Raw genomic sequence first — 22,974 nt, 5'->3', positions numbered from 1 at the left:
AAGTTTGAAAAAAATGTGAATCTACATTTTGTCCTATGAAAGTAATTTTGACAAGGCTTAAGCAAAATTTTCTTTTTCACAAAAAAGGCTTATAGAATTAAGGATTTGAGAATATAAAAGTTGGGAGTAAAAGATAAGCGAATCTTTAACTCGATGATATACTTTTTTATTCTTGACAGTTAGGCAACTTTTCTTGATGACTCAAAGGTTACATTTTCTTGTACTGCATTTAAATGTTTACGAGAAGGCCTTAAAACAAAGATTTCATCTAGCGTCTTTTCGAAATCACGGAAGAGTTCTTTTGAATTTTCATGCTCAACAATTTCTCTTATGACTTGACACAAAGCATCCACTCTAGACTTTTCTACTAGACTCCCCAAGGTTGCTAAAGGGAGTTTGTTCTTGATGAGATTTGTTTGAGACAAATGAAAAAGAAAGCAGTGGTCAAACAGCAGGCTTAGAATCAAAGGTCGCTCTGATCCCTCAACGCCGCACTGTTTGGCCAAACTGCAAAACCCACAATGACTACTCCAATCTTCAATAAAAACCTCTACTAACCATCTTAAAGTATATCCTTGCATCACATCTTTCATATTCCATGAAAGATTTGCAGCCATAAGATAGCGATACTCATTTTCGCCCTCATATTTAAGGGCTATTACTAATCGTTTTTTGTGATGAGAAGGAACATATAATCTTGCTCCCCCGGCTTGCACTCCATTTTTTTTATCACCGCGAATGAAAATTTCCTGATTCCAGCCTTTGTAGGCTTCAAAGTACTCTTGGCATGAGAGAGACTTTTTACCTCGCATGACTTTTTGATTCTTTCTAAGTTGAGTAATGATTTGCACTCCAGGCCAAATACCTTCTACTCCATCTACAAACAAGCTGTTGCCGTAAAGAGCATCAGCCAGTACACAAGTGACCTTAAAAGCAGGAAATTCACAGGCAAAATTTTTAAGTAATTGTAAAGCTAGTGTATACTTTTTTGGATATTCTATTGACCTTTTAGGCTCTTTTGGACGGTCTTTTTTAGAGATTCCCAACTTTTTTAGCTTCCTCACTTCCTGTTGCCATCTTGTGAGTACAGGATCGGGAGAATAAAAGGCAAAGGAGACGGGAATGCAAAATTTTTTAGTCACTAGCTGAAGAAATACTATATTTTGACCACAAAAATAACCACTCGTTTTTTTATCACGGATTTTATGTAAATGATGCAACTTCTCAGCATTTTTTGATCGACTGTGATCTTTATCATCGATAACAAGGACCCCTTCTGTGATGCCATGTTTATGCAGTACCGCGCGAACACTACAAATTAGCAGACTATTCCAAGCAATCTTAGCACATCTAAACATGGCCGATAAAGCCATCTTTTTATAGCTTTTAAGCCCAGCCCTCTCAAATTTTGCCCAACAGATTGAATTAGTAACTAATATTCCCATCAAACAAAACGCTAGCCAACACCATTGAATTTTGGATAAATTATTATGAGGATTTTTTTGTTTGAGGGCAACTTCCAGTTGATTTAGATATTCTTTAATAAAGGGAAGCGGTTGAGAAAACATAGACAAAAAAATTATTTTTAATTAATTGATAAGGTATAACAATATTTCATTAAAAATTAGTCAACAAGAAAAAAGTATATCATCGAGTTTAAGTTTTCGCTTTTTCATTTTTGCATGGTTCATCTATGTATGTCCCTGGCTTTACCTTAGATAAAGGGTAACAGTTCAGATACCCCCCAACCAATGCCTGTTCACCTCAACGAAATGGCATCAATAAATATTGATTCCCTTTAGTATGAGAGATTTGCTATTCTATAGACATGAATGCAGATAACCCAAATTTTATGCCCTCTATTTCCGGTAAAGATTTTGATGCTCTTCCAGCTTTCATTCGCACTTATATTCGCTATCTTGAAAAGATCATCGAACAGCAGCAATCTCAGATCCAACAGCAACAGGCCCAGATTCAACAGCTGCAAGCTCATATCCAACAGCAGCAAGATCGTATTAGTAGCTTAGAGGATCAACTTACAAAGAACAGTTCTAATAGCAGCAAACCTCCTAGCAGTGATGGCTTGAAGCGGAAGCCAAAAAGCCAACGTCGCCCATCAGGCAAAAAACCAGGTGCTCAACAAGGACATGTTGGAAAAGGTCTTTTGCAGGTCGAAGAACCCGATTTCTTGGTGATTCATACACCCACAATGTGTCAAACATGCCAAACAACCCTTAGTGAAATCAAAGGTGCTTGTGTAGAAAGACGTCAGGTTTTTGAAATTCCTCCTTCTAAGTGTGAGGTGACAGAACATCGGGTGGAGGAGAAAAAATGCCCTTGCTGTGGAAAAAATAGTAAAGGAATATTTCCTGAAAACGTTAGAGGGCCTGTGCAATATGGCGAGAGAGTTCAAGCCCTGGCAGCTTACTTTGCCGATCAACATTTTATACCCGTGGACCGCGTCTGCGAAATTTTTGAGGATGTGTTTGATGTAACTCTTTCACCTGGCACTTGTGTAAATATCGACAAAAAACTCTTTGAGAAACTTGAAACCTTTGAAAATAGTCTGAAAACATACTTGCTAGCCACACGCGTTTTACACTTTGATGAGACAGGCATCCGCTGTGAAAAAAAACTATCGTGGGTGCATGTAGCCTCTTCACCAAGGGCTACTTTATACACCCTGCATGCTAAGCGCGGGCAACAAGCCATGGATGAGGCAAACATTTTACCTCAATTTAAAAGTATAGCCATTCATGACCATTGGTTTCCTTACTTTTCTTATGAACAAATGTTGCATGGATTGTGCAATGCGCATCATTTGAGAGAATTGACGTTTATGCATGAGGAAAAACAGGAAATGTGGGCAAAACAAATGAAAGAATTACTGCTTTTTGCCCAGCAAGAAGTAGAAAAACATGTAAATCAAGAAGCTCTACCTCCAAAGCTTTTACAAGACATTGAGCAGGCTTATAAACAGAAAATTGTTGATGGGCTTACCTATCATTCTAGCCTGCCTCCATTGCCAAAAGGTAAAAGAGGTAAGCAAAGGCAACGGGAAGGTAAAAACCTTCTGGACCGTCTAAAAGAAAAGCGAGAGTGCGTGTTGCGGTTCATGTACGATTTTGCCGTACCCTTTACCAATAACCAAGGCGAACAAGACATTCGTATGGTTAAGTTAAAGCAAAAGATATCGGGTTGTTTCCGTAAGCCTAAAGGAGGGCAGATTTTTTGCCGCATCCGCAGCTACATTTCTACGGCACGCAAACAAGGCTGGAATGTCTGGGATGCCTTGGCAGATGCCATCCGAGGCAGCCCTCGTCTATTAGCCATAGATCGACAGGCCAACTTGCAAGAAGCCATTACCTAACTTCTATTCCATTTAAACGTTCCTGAATAAAAAAAGGGGTATCTGAACTGTTACGATAAAGGGTAAGTTCATTAGCGTAAAGGTGGAGTTTTATTTCTCATGAGAAAATGAGAGAAATAATTTTTAAGTAAAAATTTGGAGGTATTTTATAATTTTCTTCGAAAATAAATGGATTAGGCTTTTTTAATCCACACTTACTTATCTATCCTTTTAAAGAGGAACTAAATAACACTGTCTATGTATGACGATCTCTTCGCTCTTAAGAAACTGAGGAATAGTAGTTAAACGGTTATTACTTAAGTTTAGCTGCTGGAGTTGAGAAAACTGTCTCATGGCCTCAGGAAGAGATGTTAGCTGGTTGTTATCTAAGTAAAGCAGTCTTAGTTGAGAGAGCTGTCCAATGGTTTCAGGAAGAGCTCTTAGTTTATTAGTGGATAAAAAAAGATATTGCAGCTGGCAAAGTTGCCCAATAGTTTCAGGGAGTGTACTTAATCTATTATTGGATAAAAAAAGCTCTTTCAATTGGGAAAGTTGCCCGATGGCTTCAGGCAGAGTGTTTAAATGGTTGTTGTATAAGTAGAGTCGTTGCAGCTGGGAGAGTTGCCCGATAGCAGAGGGAAGAGTAGTTAGCTGGTTATCGTGTAAGTAAAGTTGTTGCAGCTGAGAAAGATGTCCGATCTCGGCTGGTAAAGATATAAAGTTTGAAAAACTTAAATTCAGGTAATTAAGGCGGGCATAGTACTCTTTCATCCAAGGAATTAACAACTCTATTTTTCTCTTTAGAGGTAAAGCTTGAATAGGTGATTGGCTTAAGTACTCTGTTCCTCCTGGTAGATGATACCAGAGTAATAGGCGACTAATATTTAGTAGGTAAGAGGAGGAATTAGAAAAAGTCGACGCTTGGCTTTCTCCACTATCTTTTTCAAATTCTAAAGGAGAAAGAGAAGCGGCCAATGTAAAAAGCTTTTGAAAGATATAGAGCACTTTTTTTTCAGTAGAAAGATTGGAGTCAATTTTATAAATCTTATCTATAATATGAGTTTGTTCTATAAAAACTCCATTTCCATTAGGAAAATGAACTTGCAGAATAATGTTGTAAAGCGAAGCTGCGGAAATTGAGGATACGAATGGATGAGGGTAGTATCCAATCTCTTGTGAGGTATCAGATGACGAAGAAGTGAAAACAGAAGGTGGAGAAACCCTGCTAGGGGAAGTAGGGCTTTGATAATTCTGATGCTGCTTTTTGAAAACAAATTGCCTAACTTTTTTATTTTCATCTAATAAATTCTTTGTCCATTTATAATTTATTTTTTCTTCTTCTGTTAGCGGTTCGCCAAATTGGCTCATTAAGATTTTAAATTGATTTTCTAACAAGTTAGCCAGGGAAGGAATGCCTTTAATAGAAGGTTCATTTAAAAGATGGCCCAAAAGGGCAATATAGCGTTCTCTAAAAAATTCTGATAAAAAATCGTCTTCAGCAATTTTAGCTTGGAGTCTGATAGTAGGGTTGGGTGTATATCTCTCAATATGTTGGCTATCGAGAGGGCAAAGCTTATTGCGCGCTAAACAGGAGATGGCAGTATCTTCATTAAAGGTATGACCGCAAGGAAGCAAAGTCACTGCTCGCGTCATCAGCTTTCCTGAGACGGCGTCTTCTATATTTTCTGAGACAGCAAGCCGAAAATTTGGGTGAGTGTTAGAGGTAGAAAGGGAGGGCATCATATAACCTCCTAAAAGTGTTAAAGTAAGTTATTGCTTATAAGATTGCTTGCTTCTAATAATTAAGGATTTACCATAGATTTTTTGCAAAAATTTACTCCTTTTTCTTTTTTTGAGCAACTTTATTTTGAAAGCCTAAAAGGAGATTGAGACCTCAAAAACATGGATGGAATTAACACTACTACGTTTCACCTCCTATGTTGTGCCTGAGTTTTTGAATGTAATTCTTTAATAATTATCTACTTAGAAAACAACTGTCAAAGTCGCGATTATCATTTGCCCTTTTTGCCAAGCTATTCATGACTCATCTAAAAGGCTATTTTTTGATACCTCGTAAACCTAACGAAGTAGGATTAAAGGGGCAAAATTATATAGAAGACCTCTTTTGAAACTCATATCTTTAATTCCCAGTTATAGATCGTGGTAATTAAGTTGAAGCGGAGCACAAATTTTTTTAAGTCTATTTCTATAGAGATCGGCTATGATTTTAAATAAGGACACTTGTCATTAACTGGCATTTAACCTAATCTTTTTTCTGATTAATATTTTTTATCAACACCTTCATTTATTGTTATCTGGGTTCTTGTTTCAATTCCAATTTCACTTTTCAATAACGCGGCTATAACATAATTTTTCTCCTTATATTGTTCAATAATCTTTTCATATTCATTGACTAAGCGAGATGTCCTACCCACCGAAAAAGCTGCTTCTTCTGTAGACATACCTTTTTGTTTGCATAGCAATATTTGCTTGAAAGTGGATATATACCTTTGTATCGCCGGCAAAGAGTGTTTTGTTTCTCTGCTCACCTGCTGAACAGTTTTTTGCTCGATAAAGAGCTTTTCAATGATCATTGTTTTATGAGTTAAAGTAGGTCCTATATCATGGATAGATCCTCTTCTTGGAAGAACCTCACGGTTTTCTAATTCCCACTCCTTGATATATTTGCCTACGCTGTGGGGTGATATCTTCAACAAAATAGCTAATTCCGCATGGGTTAAGCAACCTTCTTGATCAAAAGCTTGCTTACACATCCGCGCCACAGCTTCTTTTTTTATAACCCTTAATTTTTTCCCCTTGGCTCTTTCTATAGCATCTTGCGAGCTTACCAGATCTAAAATTACCGTTGTTAAACGTGTATTTTGAATAGATTTTCCATAAGATGAAAATTCATTGCGGTGGACTGTCGGCCATGTAACTTGTCCCGGCTGCATATGAGAGGTCTGCGGATAAAATTGACGCACCATATCCGCTATTGATTTAACCAGTACTTGCCTTGTCCTTGTTTCTCCTAGCTGCGGGCACTCATGAGAAAAAAACGCTTCCAAAGCACCTTCAAAGCATTTAAATGCTTGAGGGCAAAATGTAGCATGGTTTGCATCGATGTTCTTCTTCATGGCAGCCTCCGTTCGTTCCTGATAGAGTCGTTCGACGACATCATTCTTTTTTTTTCATCTTGAGCGTGATAATATTGGGCACCAACTATATGAACTTCCTCCAATCTTTGTTTAAAAAAGGCTTTATCTTTAAACTCTTCATATAGCAGGGAAAAGGTTTTGGTAGCATAGATGGAAATTCCTACCGTTAAGGCTATTTCAAACTCATTGAAATGTTTGCTTTTAAGAAAGGCTACTCTTTTAAACTTCTGTAGATAGTTTTCCACAGCTTCTATGCTATGCTTAATATGTTGGGCAATAGCCACAGGCTCTTTGCCCTCTAGCCAAAGCCGTATGGCAATAGCTCTATGGCTGACACCAGGGCCTATATCTTTTTGTTGACCTCGGGTGGGTAATAAGATGCCTATTGTTCTAAGCTCTTTAATATCTCTTCGAATGGTTCTTATATCGCACATTAACAATTCTGCTAGGTCTTCTTGCGTTAAGTATCCTCCTTGCTCTTTAGCTTCTTCAGCTATACGCACAAGTCTTCTCCTTCTTAGCTCAACACTTCTATCTTTATTATTATCCTGGGAAAAATTTCCTTTGTCTCGTTGGTCAAACAGCGTCAAAACCACAGGTAACATCTTGCACTCTTTTAAAGATTTGCCAGCTCCTTCTTCAGCTGCTACACAATGATATTTAATTTGCCCTGGTTTTAAGTGGCTTTGGTTAAGTTCGGAAAAGTACACTTCCTCAATCAGACCCACTAAAATTTGAGCTTCCCAAGGACTAATTCCCGTTCCTTGAACAGCCAAATTTTTCATCTGCTGATGGATGTTTTTGATTTGAAGTCGTCTTTCTTGATCTTCTCTAGAATTTATAGTAACATTTTTCATGGCGTTCCTTTTATGGATGTTTTTGTTTTTTCTTTAATTAAACATTATAAAGGTGAACGCCAGTTTTTTTTATAGATTTTCTGTTTTAAAAAAAATTCTATAAAAAAGACAGATGACCTAATCGAAAATCGCTTAAGGAGGTTAATAGCATCTTTATTGACAACTCTTTCTCTTGATAAACTTTGGTTTATTTTTTTCTCTTTAGTTAAAGTACTCCTCTTTCATTTTTTATTGGGCATCTGGGTCGGGGCATGCGACTTTCTTAATCCTCGCTAACCTAAATCTCTTAACACATATGTTTGTGGATTGATTTTAACTTGCGATTCTTTGGGTAGCCTAAAATCATGCTTTTTGCCATTATAATAGGAGCTATAAATCCCTTTTTTACTTTTCTTATCGACGACAAGCTGAGTCTTTAAGGTGTGTTTCTTCTTTTTCCCTTAAGTCACTCACCTTATGCAGGCATAGAATTCATTTGTAAATTTTGCAGCTCTTAATAGGCCATCTGATTGGCTTTAAGGATTATTTTGTATTTTAAAGCAAAGTGATTGAGTGAGATTTTAATTTTAAGAAATTAATATTTTTTTTTGAGACATAAATAAGTTAAGTCTTTTTTTAAACAAGCTTAATAATTTATCTTTTTCAAGGTAAATTGCATTAATGGATTTCCGTGTATTAAAATCTCTGTGACTGTAAGAAGCTGAGGAATGGTAGTTAAACGGTTATTGATTAAGTTCAGTTTCTTGAGTTGAGAAAGCTGGGCAGTGGCTTCAGGAAGAGACGTTAGCTGGTTGTTATCTAAGTAAAGCTGTCTCAGTTGAGAGAGCTGCCCAATAGTTTCAGGAAGAGCGCTTAGTTGATTATTGGATAAAAAAAGATATTGCAGCTGGCAAAGTCGCCCAATGGTTTCTGGAAGCGCGCTTAGTCTATTATTGAATAGGAAAAGCTCTTTGAGCTGGGAAAGTTGTCCGATGCTTTCAGGAAGAGTGTTTAGATTGTTGGTGTATAAGTAGAGTCGTTGCAGCTGGGAAAGCTGCCCGATGGTTTCAGGAAGAGACGTTAGTTGGTTATTATGTAAGTAGAGTCGTTGTAGCTGGGAAAGTTGCCCGATGGACGCTGGAAGAGTAGTTAGTTGGTTATTATGTAAGTAAAGTCTTTGCAGCTGGGAAAATTGCCCGATCGCTGGCGGTAAAAATATAAGGTTTAAGTTGCTTAAAATCAGGTGATTAATGTGGGTGCAGTACTCTTTCATCCAAGGGATTAATAGCTCTGCTTTTCTCTTTAAAGGTAGGGTGTAGATATAGGGATTATTTAAGTACTCTGTTCCTCCCGGCAGATGGTGCCAGAGTAATAGGCAGCTAATATTTAGTAGGTAGGAGGAGTAATTAGAAAGGTTAGAAGCTTTGTTTTCTATGATATTTTCTTCACGGCCTAATGGAGAAAGAGAAGAGGCCAATGTAAAAAGCTTTTGAAAGATATAGAGTACTTTTTCTTCAGTAGAAAGATTGGAGTCAATTTTATAAATCTTATCTATAATACGAGTTTGTTCTATAGGTTCTCCATTTCCCTCTGGAAAATGAACTTGAAGGATCAAGTTGTAAAGCGAGGTGGCGGAAATTGGGGGCGGGGATACGAATCGATGGGAATAGCATCCAATTTCTTTTGAGACACCAGATGACGAAGAAGTGAAAACGGAAGGTGGAGAAACCATGCTAGGGGAAGGAGAGCTTTGGTAAGGCTGCTGCAGTCTTTGGAAGGCAAATAGTCTAACTTTTTTATTTTCATCTAATAAATTCTTTGTCCAATTATAGTTTATTTTTTCTTCATTTGTTAGCTGTTCGCCGAATTGGCTCATTAAGGCTTTAGCCTGATTTTCTAATAAGTTAGCCAGGGAAGGAATGCCTTTAATAGAAGGTTCATTTAAAAGATGGCCCAAAAGGGCAATATAGCGTTCTCTAAAAAATTCTGATAAAAAATCGTCTTCAGCAATTTTAGCTTGGAGTCTGATAGTAGGGTTGGGTGTATGTCTCACAATAAGTTGGCTATCGAGAGGGCAAAGCTTATTGCGCGCTAAACAGGAGATGACAGTATCTTCATTAAAGGTATGACCGCAAGGAAACAAAGTCACTGCTCGAGTCATCAGCTTTCCTGAGACGGCGTCTTCTATATTTTCTGAGACAGCAAGCCGAAAATTTGGGTGAGTGTTAGAGGTAGAAAGGGAGGGCATCATATAACCTCCTAAACGTGTTATAGTAGGTTATTACTTATAAGATTGCTTGCTTCTAATAATTAAGATTTACCGTAGGTTTTACAAAAATTTAATTCTTTTTCTTTTTTTGAGCAACTTTATTTTGAAAGCCTAAAAGAAGATTGAGACCTCAAAAACATGGATGGAATTAAAGGGGCAAAATTATATAAAAGATCTCTTTTGAAACTCATATCTTTAATTCCCAGTTATAAATCATGTCAAACTAAGTAAAGCTGTCTCAGTTGAGAGAGCTTCCCAATACTTTCAGGAAGAGCTCGTAGTTTATTATTGGATAAAAAAAGATATTGCAGCTGGGAGAGCTGCCCGATGCTTTCAGGAAGGGTAGTTAGTTGGTTATTATGTAAGCAAAGTCGTTGCAGCTGGGAAAGCTGCCCGATGGTTTCAGGAAGAGACGTTAGTTGGTTATTATGTAAGCAAAGCCGTTGCAGCTGGGAAAGCTGCCCGATAGCTGCTGGAAGAGTAGTTAGTTGGTTATTATATAAGTAAAGTCTTTGCAGCTGAGAAAGTTGTCCGATCGCGGGCGGTAAAAATATAAAGTTTAAATGACTTAAATTCAGGCGATTAAGTTGGACGCAGTACTCTTTCATCCAAGGAATTAATAGCTCTGCTTTTCTCTTTAAAGGTAGGGTGTAGATATAGGGATGACTTAAGTACTCTCTTCCTCCCGGTAGATGGTGCCAGAGTAATAGGCAGCTAATATTTAGTAGGTAGGAGGAGTAATTAGAAAGGTTAGAGGCTTTGTTTTCTATAATATTTTCTTCAAGGCTTAATGGAGAAAGAGAAGAGGCCAATGTAAAAAGCTTTTGAAAGATATAGAGCACTTTTTCTTCAGTAGAAAGATGGGAATCAATTTTATAAATCCTATCTATAATCCGAGTTTGTTTTATAAGCTCTCCATTTCCCTCAGGAAAATGAACTTGAAGGATCACGTTGTAAAGCAAGGCGGCGGAAGGGGGCGGGGGTAGGGGTACGAATCGATGTGAATAGCATCCAATTTCTTTTGGGACGCCAGATGGCGAAGAAGTGGAAAGAGGAGATAGAGAAACACCTACGGTGAGAGGAGCGCTTGGGTGAGTTTGCTGGAGCCGGTTGAAGACAAATTGTCTAATTTTCTTATTTTCATCTAATAAATCCCTTGTCCAACTATAGTTTATTTTTTCTTCTTCTGTTAGCGGTTCGCCAAATTGGCTCATTAAGATTTTAGATTGATTTTCTAACAAGTTAGCCAGGGAAGGAATTGCTTTAATAGAAGGTGCATTTAAAAGATGGCCCAAAAGGGCAATATAGCGTTCTCTAAAAAATTCTGATAAAAAATCGGCTTCAGCAATTTGAGCTTGGAGTCTGATAGTAGGGTTGGGTGTATGTCTCTCAATAAGTTGGCTATCAAGAGGGCAAAGCTTATTGCGCGCTAAACAAGAGATGACAGTCTCTTCATTAAAGGTATGACCGCAAGGAAACAAAGTAACTGCTCGAGTCATTAGCTTTCCTGAGACGGCGTCTTCTATATTTTCTGAGACAGCAAGCCGAAAATTTGGGTGAGTGTTAGAGGTAGAAATGGATGGTATCATATGACCCCCTAAAAGTGTTAAAGTAGATTATTGCTTTTAAGATTGCTTATTTCTAATGATTAAGGATTTACAGTAGCTTTTACAAAAATTTACTCCTTTTTATTTTTTTGAGCAATTTTATTTTGAAAGCCTAAAAGGAGATTGAAACCTCAAAAAAAAATGGAGGGAATTAAAAGTGCGCAATTATAGAGAGTAAGGGTGAAGTAGGAATCATAAATCTTAACTTGCTAATCTCTCTAGTCTTCTAAAAAAGTTAAGGAAAATTTAATCTTTGCATTAAATGAGACTGCGTGATAGGTCCAATCGCTTTAAGCCTTTTGCTCTTAGGAAGGCCGCCAAATTTTTCTATAAAAGCATTTATTGTAGAGGGGCTGGTGAAATGGATTTCATCGATAAGGGTTAAATCTAGGGGGCGCAAATTTTTATTAAGGAAAGTATCATAAAGAATGCATTCACGAAAACGCCATTTTTGCTGGATAAAAAAATCGGTGAGGACAGAGCGCGAAAGAGCAGAATGGGGCCAAAAAAAATAAGGATTGGCGAGGGGTAAACCTTGCAAAAGATCTATCATTCCTTCAGCCGTTTCTACAGAAGGAATTAAAGGAGAAAGGGTGGCATAGCTTGCAAAGGCTTTGGCTGTCTGAGAGCCTACGCAAATGACTTCTTTATTATGTAAATGATGGGTTGTATATTTATAGTGAGAAAAAATTTTAAAAAAAATATGCACTGCATTTTTGCTAGTAAAAATTAAGTGCGTATAAGATAAAAAATCTTGAAAGCCTTCTCGAATATCACTTTGATGGAAGGCACGGGGATGAATGCGAATAATAGGGTAATGAATAAAGTTAAGGCTTTTTTCTTGTTGGTCAGGAAGATCTATGCCCAGATAAAGGATTTGCGGTTTTGGCTTGCGGCTATCTAGACAGCTCATTAGTTCAAGTATCTCAGTATCATCTTCTCGGCAGATGAGAGCTAATTGGCCTTGATAAGGCACAGTTTCTCCTGGTAGCTTAATGCGATTTAGATGGGTAAGATTAAGACGAATTAAAGCTGCTTCAGCTACTACTACGCCATCAGCTTGTCCTTTTTCAAGCAACTCCAATCTTTCAGGGATAGTTCCTCTTAAATCACAAAAGGTTAGGTCTTTACGTAGTTCTTTTACCCTTTCTTCACGACGTAGAGAGGAGGTGGCAATACAGGCTCTTGGAGGAAGGTCCTCAATAGTTTGACCCGGCCTTAGCACTAATACATCTGCAGGGTCTACTCCATGGGTGATAGCTGAGATCACTAAGCCTGGAGGAAGGGGCTCGGGAAGATCTTTAGCTGAGTGTATAGCTAAACGACACTGCTGGCTTAAAAGGAGAAGGTCAACTTCCTTGGTAAAAAAATCTGTCTTACCTATGTGGCGCAGCGAAGTAATGCGATCTTTATCACCTGTGGTTTCAAGATAGGTGTTTTCAAATAGGATATGGGCATGATGGCGGCAAAGTTCTTGATAAACTTCTTTAACCTGAGCTTTAGATAAAGCAGAAGAACGCGCACCTACTTTAATTGACAAGCTTTGCATAATTTTTTCCCTTGAATCGCTGATCTCTATATAGGCAAATACTATCTATTAAAAATTTTAAGTGCACGGTTTATCTAATCAATTGTTGGACAGCTTCTTCTACAAACTCAACGCCTATAATGCCGATTTTTTGGGAAATTTCCGGGGGGATACCTTTAACATTTCTTTTAGGGATTAAGCAGTGTTGAAAGCCCATATGAATAGCCTCTTTAAGCCGGCTTTCTATGCGGGTCACACTCCGAATCTCTCCCCCCAAACCCACCTCACCTACTACGGTAGTTTCCGCATCAACTTGTAGATTACGCATTGAAGAGGCTACAGATAATAAGACACCTAGATCAATGCCTGGTTCTGTAATACGCATGCCCCCCGCAATCGAGACAAATACATCACACCTATGCAATTGGTAGCCCATACGCTTTTCTAAGACCGCTAATAACAAGGCTAGCCGATTCTGATCAATTCCTGTACAGCGGCGAGAAGGAGTACTAAAGAAAGTTTCGGTAACCAAAGCTTGGGTTTCTATTAAAATAGCGCGCGTTCCCTCTATAGTAGGAATAATCACAGAGCCAATCGCCTCTTTGCGACGTTCTTCTAAGAAAACTTGTGAGGGATTAGGCACCTCCACTAAGCCCGCCTGTTGCATTTGGAATACGGCAATTTCATCCGTGGGGCCAAAACGATTTTTCACCACTCGAATCATACGATAATTATTCTGTTTATCTCCTTCAAAATAAAGCACAGTGTCTACTAAGTGTTCTAAAACTCGAGGGCCCGCTATTTCGCCCGATTTAGTTACATGGCCAATTAGAAAAGTGGCAATCTGATGTCCTTTGGCGATATGCATAAACTCTGTAGTAGTTTCGCGTACTTGTGAAACTGATCCAGGCGCTGAAGAAATTTCCCCTTTATAGACAATCTGAATGGAATCAATAATTAAAATGTCGGGCTTTACCTGATCGATGTGAGCTTTAATAGCGGAAAAATTGGTTTCACTTAAAAGGAACAAGTTTTCGCTATCAATGCCTAAGCGTTGCGCACGCATGGAGGTTTGCTCGACAGATTCTTCTCCGCAAACATACAAAATAATGGAGCCTTGCATAGCTAGTGCCTGAGAGATCTGCAAAAGAAGAGTAGATTTTCCAATTCCAGGGTCGCCACCGACTAAAGAAAGAGAGCCAGGAACGAGTCCTCCACCAATTAAACGATCAAACTCATGCAGTAAGGTGCGGATCCGGGGCGTTCCTTTATGAGAAACTTCTTTTAAGCGCACGGGCTTACTAGTGCGTATAGGCTGTTGGGCTTCAAAGCGTGTTTTGGCGCCTACTACCTCTACTTCTTCATGCATAGAATTCCAAGAAGTACATTGAGGGCATTGGCCAGTCCACTTATATTGCTTGTGGCCACATTCAGAGCAATACCAGGCGCTTTTTTGTTTAGCAGCCATAAACTATTTAGGCCTCTTTAATTTTTTGATTAGCAATAACGCGATAGTGGGCGAGCGCATCTGCTGCTGCGGCTTGCTGAGCTTCTTTTTTAGAAGAGCCGTGTCCATATCCCTTAGCTTGATCATGAACCATCACACATATTTTAAAAATTTTACTATGATCAGGTCCTTCCTCACCTAAAACTTTATAAGTAGGTGTTTGTTGAAAGTTCTTTTGACAGTAATCTTGGAAAAGTGCTTTGAAGTTGCGCAAAGGCATTTTTAATATAGCTTCGATTTCTGCAGAAAAATTTTTAAATAAAAAGTGCTTGGCAACTTCTAAGCCTCCATCTAAGTAAATGGCTCCAATGATCGCTTCAAATAAGTCTGCTAGAATAGATTCACGTCCTCGCCCATCATTCATTCTCTCACCTTTTCCTAGAAGTAAATATTGGCCTAAACCATATTTTTGCACATAATTAAAACAGGAGCTAGCTTCTACTAAACGGGAGCGAAGAACAGAGAGCTCACCTTCCGAAGTGGAGGGCAGGTAGCGATAAAGATAGTCTGCAATGAGCATGCCTAGAACCGAATCTCCTAAAAATTCTAAGCGTTCATTGTGCTTCCCCACTTCTTTGTTTTCGTTGATGTAAGATCTATGCACAAAAGCTAAAGCTAATAAAGCTCGGTCTTTAAAGGTATAACCAATCTTATGTTCTATCTCGGTAGCACGTTTCATGAGTTCATCGTATGCGTTCATGGGTTAAATTTTACTCCACTTTTTATTTTTGAGGTAGCTTTTAATAAAACTTTAATTTTTGCTACAAGCGGTTATGGAAAAAAAGTATATTTCTCAAGATAATTAACTGTTTTTTATGTTATTCTTTTTTCTAGACTTTGCAAACATTTAACCCAAATTTTAAACATAATGAAACTAGCCACTGATAAATCTCACCGAGATTATTTCTACAAACATGGGACCATTGAGTTTGATGGCCTTTTTTCCTTAGAGCAAATTCAACAGCTTAATACAGCAATTGATGGCCTCCTTTCTTTAACTTTTAAAAACATTGCTCCGCAATCGCAAAATACTGAAAATGTATTCCTTTGCGGACGCGATCTCTATCGAAAAGATGAGCGAATCAAGAAACAGGTGTTAAATCGACGCTTAGCAGAAATTGCTCAGGAATTGATGGAAGCACGAGGGCTACGTATAGGGTATGATCAGTTGCTTGTCGGTCAATCTGGGCAAGCTAACGTAAACACCGATACTCTTTACAATCAATTTTTACAAAGTGTAGGTTCTCTCCAAGATAAAAGCTGTGTGCAGCCCTTAGTCTGTGGCCTTGTTATTTGTTTGCAACCTTCCTCATCGCTTGAAATCCCACCTGGTATTCTTCCTCAAACATTAGGCAATGGAGTTTTCTTTAAGCCCGAGCTTCCCCTTGATTTAAGCTATCTTTCGCATGCGCAAGGGGGACGTTATTTAATGATTGCATATGCTAAGCCAAGATCCATCTATGTGTTAAATGATAAAGATCCCCATACGCATAGTTTAAAACATCGGGGATATGTTTTCGGCGATAGATTATCAGATAAGCTCAATTCTCTTATTATCCGAAACTAATGAAGTTGCTAGATCTTTCTCTATTAACTTTTTGAAATCAAAGCATAGGCTTAAGCAATGAAGTGGATCATCCTTCAGGACGCTGTAGACACCGCTCAAAATAATATGGATAAAGATTTAAAACTTTTGCAAAACATTGACTGCACGGCAAATCCTATCTTGCGTTTTTATGGCTGGCAGGGTCCTTGTGCGACCTATGGATATTTTATTAATCCTCTACATTTTTTAGATGCCGAAGGAGTGCAAAAGCATGGACTGCAGTTAGGGCGCAGGCCGACAGGAGGGGGAATAGTTTTTCATTTGACCGATCTAGCTTTCTCAGTCATCATACCTGCTAAACATCCCCGCTATTCTTTAAACACGCTTGATAATTATGCTTGGGTGAATCAGCAGGTGGCCGAAGCGGTAAAAGCATTCAAAAATGAAATTGTGACTGCTTTCTTAAAGATCGAACCTCTTTCTAACAATGAGCTTTGCCGTCATTTTTGCATGGCAAAGCCTACTATTTATGATGTGATGGTTGAAGGTAAAAAGATCGGTGGGGCGGCACAACGACGTACCCGTGAGGGTTTTTTACATCAAGGTACTTTATCTATTGCTTTTCCCGATGAGACGCTGCTTAAAGCCGTGCTAAAAACAGAAACAGAGGTGTTGGAAGCGATGAAAAGTCATAGTTATGTTTTAGAAGAAGGGGCTGGCACTAACCAATTGGAAGAGATTCGTCACCAGCTAAGACATTTACTGGTTCTACAATTTGAAAAAAATTGTTAAAAAAGAACGGGCGGAAATATAGAGAGATTTTTAATGAACAGGGTATTGGCCAGGATAATATTTTCGTGCTTCATGCGCGGTTAGAGAATAAGCGTTTTATATCGCAGGGTAAATGTTGAGAATAAGGAGCCTCTATTATAGTATGCTTCAAGGGGCTTAAAAAAATATTCCTATCTATTGGTGAAGGGGCCTTCTTTAAATTCTTCTCTCTGTAAGGCTATTTTAAAAAAGTCAATAATTAAGAAAATTAGGTAGAGGCCTCTACCTATTAAAAAGAAGAAAAGAGATATCCTTTGAGAGAAAGCAGCTTTTTTGTTAGGATCTTCTCTTTCTGATTTTTAAGGAGATAGCCATAATCATGTTAGAATTTTTACGAAAGCATCAACGTTATTTCTTCATTGTCATTACGGTGATGATTGTCATTTCATTTTCTTTCTTCGGCACTTTTAACACGCTTAACACCGAATATCCTCATGAACAAACGGTTTTTACAGCCGTAGACGGCAGTGCAGTAAAGCGTTTAGAGCTTGATGAGCTATCTAATTTTATTAGCACGGATAGGCAAGATAAACTTCTTTTAGGAGGAGTTTGGGGGCCTAATTTCTTAAATGATGGGGTTATATATAAGGATTTTTTAGAAAGTGGAATGGGATTGGTGTTGGCATCACACTATTCTGATGAGCTGGCAAAAGATTTAAGAGCACGTTCTGAGAAAGAAAAACGCTTTTCTCTTTACAGTCATCCGCAAGCCGGATTTATCAATGTTGAGTCCGCCTGGTCTTATTTTTCTCCTCAGATGAAGGCTAATTATAATCTATTGCAAGCAACTACTAATCCCGTGGAGATGGAGGCGTTGCAAGCGCGTATAACTTTGTTCCTACAAGAAAAGCAATTTCCGGCCCCCTTGTTAAGACAAGTTTTACGCTACCAAGAAAGACAATATTCTTGGCTGCCTTCCGATGATAATCTTGACTATCAAGACCTTTCTCTTTTTGGATACCATACGGCAGAGGATTGGTTTGGCCCTCGTTTTGTGCGTCTTATTGCTCAATTCATTATTAATAGTGCTAAAATAGCTGAACAAAAAGGCTATAGAGTTTCAAAAGAAGAAGCTTTAGCGGAGTTGATGCAACATGCTGCTAAAAGTTATCAGGAAAATATAAACAACCCTAATTTAGGAGTAGCTAACCTACAGCAATACTTCGATGAGCAGCTACGCCGTATGGGGATGGACCAAAATAAAGCAATAAAAGTTTGGCGAGATGTTTTGTTATTTCGCCGTCTTTTCCATGATATTGGTAATGCGCTAGTCGTGGATCCATTTAGCATCACAAAACTTCAAGGATATACAAAGGAAGGAGTTGTAGGGCAAATTTTTCAACTACCAGAAAGCTTGCGAATGGATAGCTATCGCAAGATGCAAAAGCTAGAAATTTATCTTAAAGCCGTCAGCCAGCGGCCAGAAGATACAAAAAACCTTTTAATGTTACCGACTAAATTTTTAACCCGGGAAGCAATAACCAAAAAATTTCCCGAATTACTGCATAAGCGCTATATTCTGGAGGTAGCACAGGTAAATAAAAGAGATCTTCAAGCTAAGGTCAGCATTAAAGACACCTGGAATTGGGAAGTTGAAGAGCACAATTGGGAGATATTAAAAAAGAAATTTCCAGAATTAGGGATTAGAAAAGGGAGCACGCGCGAGGAACGTTTCTTAGCTTTAGATGATTTAGACGATAAAACCAGAGGGCTGGTGGATGCTTTTGCCCGCGCTGCGATCGTTGATCTCCATCCTGAATGGATAAAGCAAGCATTAGAGAAGGCTGCTGCTAAGAAAAGCGAGGTGTCAATTGGCACTAAGGGGGGCAAAGTAGCCTTTGCTGTGGGAGAAAAACGGCCAGAACTTATACAGCTATTAGAGCAAGCTTCTTTACAAGGAGAAGCTATCAATTCAGCAGCAGAAGAGCTTACGCAGTATTCTCCTGATAATCTCACCTATTATCGTATAAGTGTTATTGATCGGGCTTCTGAGCATGAAATTATGACTTTTGCTGAAGCAGAGGAGCAAGATGTATTAGAGCCCTTACTACAAAAAGAGTTAGAAGCTTATTACGTAAAAATTCGTGAGAAAGAGCCTTCACAATATAAAAAAACTGATGGCTCGTGGAAACCTTTAGCAGATGTACAGGATCTGGTAGCGGATCAATATTTTGCAAAAATACGTCAAGCTATTGAAGCAGATTATAAGGAAGCCACAGCTCCTCAACCGGCACCTTCTATTTTCTTAGGGGATTACTTGGCCTCCTTGCGTTTATATGCTTACATGCGTGAGGTTCGCTTTAGCTTGGAAAAAGATCCTTCTAATGCGCAAAATTGGATTTATACCGCTCAGGAAGGATCCGAGGAGAAGGTAGCGAAACGCCAGCCTTTAGAGAACCAATGGAAGTTAATCCAAACAGCTTACCGCGGCTTACGGAGCGACTTAAACAGTGATTTGAATGCTCATGAAATTTTTGCTATGCAAGTGGGGGCATGGAGCCAAGTCAATACTCCAGGAAATGGAGATATTAATTTTTTCCACTTAGAAAAAAGAGAAGCTTCGACTAGCGCAGTGGCCGGGCCCAAAGTGCACCAGTTGTATAATGTCCTCTCTGCTGAGGGACAGCGTATCTATATGCAAAAATTGCTGCAGATGCTTAAAGAAAAGAAAGCTTTGTCACTTGATTACATGAATAAAGCTAAAGAAGAATAAAAAATAAATGCTTTAAAGAAAATTCATTAGGACTCCTAAAAGCCAAATAGGCAAGCTGAAGAAATAGCTAAAACATCCTTAAAGGTTTTCTTTAAAGCGGTTTAAATATAAAGATATATGTTTGAAGAAGAATCATTCTCATTATCACCGGTTAATTTTTTTCAATTGAAAGGTGATTGTCATTATGCGCCTAAAGGTATTAGTGGCCAAAAGTATTTGCTAGCAGATACTAGCTACCTTTGTGGAGAAGAGCATTTTTCTAAAGTTTCTTTAGGATGGAATGAGCAAGGTCTGGAGTGCTTAGTGGCAGTCTCACAGCCGTTCAAGCAAGCTTATCATCCTGATATAAGCCGAGGCGATAGTGTGGAATTAATGATTGATACCCGGGATGTGAAAACCTCCGGATTTAACACACGCTTTTGCCATCATTTTTTCTTCCTATCAGAAGCTGTTGATGGCATTCAAGCGGGTGAAATGACACGCTTTAGAACAGAAGATAAGCATGAACTTTGCGATGCTAACGAGTTGAAAGTCAATAGTCAGCTTTCTTCTCAAAGTTATACACTGAAAATTTTTATTCCTAGTCATTGCTTGGTCGGCTATGATCCCGAGCAATTCGATCGCTTAGGGTTTACTTATAGAGTTAACCGCAAAAATGAGTCTCCTCAACATTTTTCGGTGGTCACCCGTGACTTTCAAATCGAGCAACAACCTTCCTTATGGAGCAGTTTAAGCTTGGTCAAGTAGAGGCAAAACCATTTCCTCCAAACTATCCATTGAGACGATTCAAAGGATCGTTTAAGCTACAAAGATTTAAAGTTGGGAATTGATGTAAGGATGTAACCTCCTTAAATTTGATGCAAATTAAAACTATAAAAATTGCTTTTTTCCTAGGAGAGAAAATGAAATTTGCCGATACGCATGAATGGATTGAAGTTGCAGATCGCATAGGAATTGTAGGTGTTTCTAAGCATGCACAGAAAGAATTGGGCGAAATTGTCTATGTAGAATTGCCGAAAATAGGCAAAAAAGTAAAGGCTGGCGAAGAAGCTGCCGTTCTTGAATCTACTAAAGCCGCTACAGATATCTATTCTCCTGTTTCAGGCACCATTATAGAGGTTAACACTGCTCTGTCTTCGGCAGCAGATCTAGTAAATACCTCTCCTGAAAAGGAAGGGTGGCTTTTTAAAATAGAAATGGATAGCTTAGATGAGCTTAATAAGCTCATAGAGGCCCAAGAATACTATGCCAAATTTTCTTGAGAAAGGGATGGTAGCTCTTATAAAACAAATTCTTCAACCTCTTATAGGATAAAATTTTTTAGAAAAAGCACTCTATTATTTGTCTAAAGGCTACCACTTTTTAGCAAAGTCTACCTAACTTAGTATGATAATCTTCGCTAACTTTTCTTCCAAGGAAAGCTGATCATCTTCGTCTTTTTCTCTCCAGTAATAACCCTGTTGCTGTAACCCATGCACAAAGTAAAACTGCTCGAAAACTTTAGCAAAAATAGCTTTATCTTCAGTGGGATAAATATACCATCCGGTGTGGTATTGCTCTTTAAACTCCTTGGAAACAGTAATTCCTGAAGCCGTAATAGCATCAAGCATCCATTTCTCATGAATTTTTATTTCTACCCCAGGAATTAATTCCGCCGCAATGCCCTGATTACGAGGGTTGATTAAAAGCTTTATTTGCATGTTTTTTCTCTCAATTACTTTATTTAAAGTTAGCATTTATTATTTTTTTATAAAAGGTGAGAGTTGGCTCAATAATGATCAAACCCTTCATCCTGCCTCTCAAGCTTCTGATTCCACTTCTCCATAAGTTGCTTGATGATCCCTAAAGAGTTTTTATTTTCTTTAATAGCTTTTTCTAAAATTTGGCAAGCTTCGTTCATCCATTCAAGCGCTTCTTCTGGCATTTCGCGGCTTTGCATATATTTTGCATAGCCTTCTCTTGCTGTCTTATCCACTAATCTTATCAAGTTTTGGTCGAATGGGGCTTTAAATGCAGGGTGAGACAAATACTCCATTTTCAATGGTTCCCCTATACCTTTAAAGCAGCGATCGTGGTCAATTCCATAAGCTTTATATTGGGTGGGGGAGGAATTTTCTATGGCTTTGTATAAGATATTACCCGAGTGCCTATCGCCATTACCAGAAATAAGGTCAAAGATAGCCAAAGCATGCATCTCCCTTGGGGAAACAGTTGCTTGCATTTGCTCTATTTCGGAAATGTTTCTAGCTTCTTGCAGAAAAAGTTGAGCTGAGCCTTGCCAGTTGTTGAAACTGATTTGCACCGTCTTTGGAATAGGAAACATCCCATTTAAATTAATGCCAGAAGCTGCTTGTTCTCTGCTACCCATCGTAGGATCTTGGCTAAAATTGTCTTGTATACAAGGCTTGAATATAAAAAGTTTCTCGCCCTTGGCTTGTAAAATGTATGTCTCGTTAACATTTGTGCTTCCGAGAGCATGAGTACTTAGAAGAGGAAATTGCTTTAGCCCCTCTTGATAATCGATGATTTCTTTTTGATACTTTTCATAAGCTTGCTCAAAGAGATTACCAATCTCTTCGTTCATTTGTTTTATTTTTTTAAGTTGTTCTGGTATTTCGCTTGGAGGACAGTCTCTTAAAAATCCTGGCAAGCCTGGATGATAGCTGGCTGGTTCTGGTTTTTTGTCAAGATAGTCCCTTGCTGCCTGCGAAGCATCCTCACATGTCTTATAGGCAGAAAGAGCTTGGAAGCAGTCAGATAGGCTTTTCACAAGATAGGCTGCATGAGGTTTTTCTGGTATCTGTTTTAATGAAGAAAAATGCTCGCTAAATTCTTTTAAGGGTTCTTCAAACAAAGCGGCATGCATGTTCTTGATTTCTTCTCCCGTCACTGGCTTATCCAATCCAAATTTATTCGAAATCATACTAAAGATAACATTGGCAAGTTGTTCTTCTGTCTTCACCTTTTGTTGAGCAATTAATTGTTTAATCTTAGGAATGTTTTTCTTAGCTGTTGCCTGGCCAAAGCCCTTTTTCATTGCCTCGTAGTAGGGTTCAGGGTTTAAGGATTTGCTTAAAATATCTTCTGTTTTAGCTAAAGCACTACTTTGAGTGGTATCTGCTTTAACTTTTTTGGTTGGGCGCTCGCTACTAGTTTCATTTCTTGGTAAAGCTTGTTGTACTTCCAAATGCCGCTTTTTTGCTTCAAGCTCTAATGTGTTTTTTTTATCTATCGTAGAAGGAGTAGTTTCTATTATTTTTTCTTCAACTTCTGAGGGAGTTCCCTGGTTTTGAATGCTTTTTTCTTTTTCACTTGATGAGGCCTGCTCGGTTGAGTTAAGGAAATATTGATGATTGCCTTCCAAGCGCATGCCTAGTTTTTCTGGATTCATACATTTCCTCCAGCTTACTCGCCTTATTTTCTTAAAAACAATTACTTTTATTAATTTAATTATAATATTTTATTTTTTTATAATAAATAGTTTTATAAAAAGCTGAATTTAATTTTTTAATTATAATAGTTTATGAGGAAAAGAGGGCGATAAATGAAAGAAACCCATAAGGTAGCGAGTAGCCTTCTATCCTATTTTAATGAAAATTCAAGCAGCTTACAGAATGAGAAGATAGAAAA

17 protein-coding genes are annotated in these 22,974 nt (G+C 38.3%); 6 read left to right on the top strand and 11 right to left on the bottom strand.

The features are described 5' to 3' along the window. Positions 1–179: 179 nt before the first annotated feature. Positions 180–1,568: a transposase gene (locus TY21_RS07380; RefSeq protein ID WP_130589622.1), complete on the bottom strand. Its 1,389-nt coding sequence runs from the start codon at positions 1,566–1,568 to the stop codon at positions 180–182. A 284-nt stretch (positions 1,569–1,852) separates the two neighbouring features. Between TY21_RS07380 and TY21_RS07375 the strand changes: the two genes are divergently transcribed. After that, positions 1,853–3,370, top strand: coding sequence for an IS66 family transposase (locus TY21_RS07375; RefSeq protein ID WP_158622996.1), 1,518 nt, complete (start codon positions 1,853–1,855; stop codon positions 3,368–3,370). A 210-nt stretch (positions 3,371–3,580) separates the two neighbouring features. Here TY21_RS07375 and TY21_RS07370 read toward each other — a convergent pair whose 3' ends face one another. The 8 genes from TY21_RS07370 to rnc all read right to left on the bottom strand — a co-directional run bounded on the left by TY21_RS07370 (position 3,581) and on the right by rnc (position 14,954). Then, positions 3,581–5,092 (bottom strand): leucine-rich repeat domain-containing protein, encoded by a 1,512-nt coding sequence (locus tag TY21_RS07370; protein ID WP_130589621.1) that lies wholly within the window; start codon positions 5,090–5,092, stop codon positions 3,581–3,583. Between the two features lie 536 nt (positions 5,093–5,628). Then, on the bottom strand, positions 5,629–6,486 hold the full coding sequence (locus TY21_RS07365) for a DUF1670 domain-containing protein (protein ID WP_130589620.1): 858 nt from the start codon (positions 6,484–6,486) through the stop codon (positions 5,629–5,631). After that, a complete protein-coding gene (locus tag TY21_RS07360) occupies positions 6,483–7,364 on the bottom strand; it encodes a DUF1670 domain-containing protein (RefSeq protein WP_130589619.1) in 882 nt (293 codons plus the stop codon). The genes TY21_RS07365 and TY21_RS07360 overlap by 4 nt, the downstream gene beginning before the upstream one ends. Positions 7,365–7,989: 625 nt before the next feature. Continuing rightward, a complete protein-coding gene (locus TY21_RS11340; RefSeq protein WP_197725044.1) occupies positions 7,990–9,594 on the bottom strand; it encodes a leucine-rich repeat domain-containing protein in 1,605 nt (534 codons plus the stop codon). Positions 9,595–9,830: 236 nt separating this feature from the next. Next, complete coding sequence (locus TY21_RS11335) at positions 9,831–11,201, bottom strand: leucine-rich repeat domain-containing protein (protein WP_052354474.1); 1,371 nt, start codon at positions 11,199–11,201, stop codon at positions 9,831–9,833. Positions 11,202–11,454: 253 nt separating this feature from the next. After that, positions 11,455–12,768, bottom strand: a complete 1,314-nt coding sequence (gene hemC, locus TY21_RS11055; protein WP_158623045.1) for a hydroxymethylbilane synthase — start codon at positions 12,766–12,768, stop codon at positions 11,455–11,457. Positions 12,769–12,838: 70 nt separating this feature from the next. Continuing rightward, positions 12,839–14,215 (bottom strand): DNA repair protein RadA, encoded by a 1,377-nt coding sequence (gene radA / locus TY21_RS07340; protein ID WP_042240097.1) that lies wholly within the window; start codon positions 14,213–14,215, stop codon positions 12,839–12,841. A gap of 7 nt (positions 14,216–14,222) precedes the next feature. Then, complete coding sequence (gene rnc / locus TY21_RS07335; RefSeq protein WP_042240093.1) at positions 14,223–14,954, bottom strand: ribonuclease III; 732 nt, start codon at positions 14,952–14,954, stop codon at positions 14,223–14,225. Between the two features lie 168 nt (positions 14,955–15,122). Between rnc and TY21_RS07330 the strand changes: the two genes are divergently transcribed. The 5 genes from TY21_RS07330 (at position 15,123) to gcvH (ending at position 20,606) form a co-directional block, all read left to right on the top strand. Further along, positions 15,123–15,821, top strand: coding sequence for a hypothetical protein (locus TY21_RS07330; protein ID WP_042240091.1), 699 nt, complete (start codon positions 15,123–15,125; stop codon positions 15,819–15,821). Between the two features lie 57 nt (positions 15,822–15,878). Continuing rightward, entirely contained in the window at positions 15,879–16,592 is a 714-nt protein-coding gene (locus TY21_RS07325; RefSeq protein WP_042240089.1) for a lipoate--protein ligase family protein, read from the top strand. Positions 16,593–16,950: 358 nt separating this feature from the next. Next, positions 16,951–19,344: a hypothetical protein gene (locus TY21_RS07320; protein WP_042240086.1), complete on the top strand. Its 2,394-nt coding sequence runs from the start codon at positions 16,951–16,953 to the stop codon at positions 19,342–19,344. A gap of 117 nt (positions 19,345–19,461) precedes the next feature. After that, positions 19,462–20,091: a hypothetical protein gene (locus tag TY21_RS07315; protein WP_042240083.1), complete on the top strand. Its 630-nt coding sequence runs from the start codon at positions 19,462–19,464 to the stop codon at positions 20,089–20,091. A gap of 155 nt (positions 20,092–20,246) precedes the next feature. Beyond that, entirely contained in the window at positions 20,247–20,606 is a 360-nt protein-coding gene (gene gcvH / locus TY21_RS07310) for a glycine cleavage system protein GcvH (protein ID WP_079979874.1), read from the top strand. Between the two features lie 114 nt (positions 20,607–20,720). On the opposite strand, the gene TY21_RS07305 is transcribed toward gcvH, so the two are convergent. Further along, positions 20,721–21,044: a hypothetical protein gene (locus TY21_RS07305; protein ID WP_042240077.1), complete on the bottom strand. Its 324-nt coding sequence runs from the start codon at positions 21,042–21,044 to the stop codon at positions 20,721–20,723. Between the two features lie 68 nt (positions 21,045–21,112). Continuing rightward, positions 21,113–22,735 carry a hypothetical protein gene (locus TY21_RS07300; RefSeq protein ID WP_042240074.1) on the bottom strand — a complete coding sequence of 541 codons (1,623 nt, stop codon included), beginning with the start codon at positions 22,733–22,735 and terminating at the stop codon, positions 21,113–21,115. Positions 22,736–22,974 lie beyond the last annotated feature (239 nt).

The sequence above is a fragment of the Neochlamydia sp. S13 genome (assembly GCF_000648235.2).
Lineage (GTDB): Bacteria > Chlamydiota > Chlamydiia > Chlamydiales > Parachlamydiaceae > Neochlamydia.
This window is presented reverse-complemented; position numbering and strand designations above follow the sequence as displayed.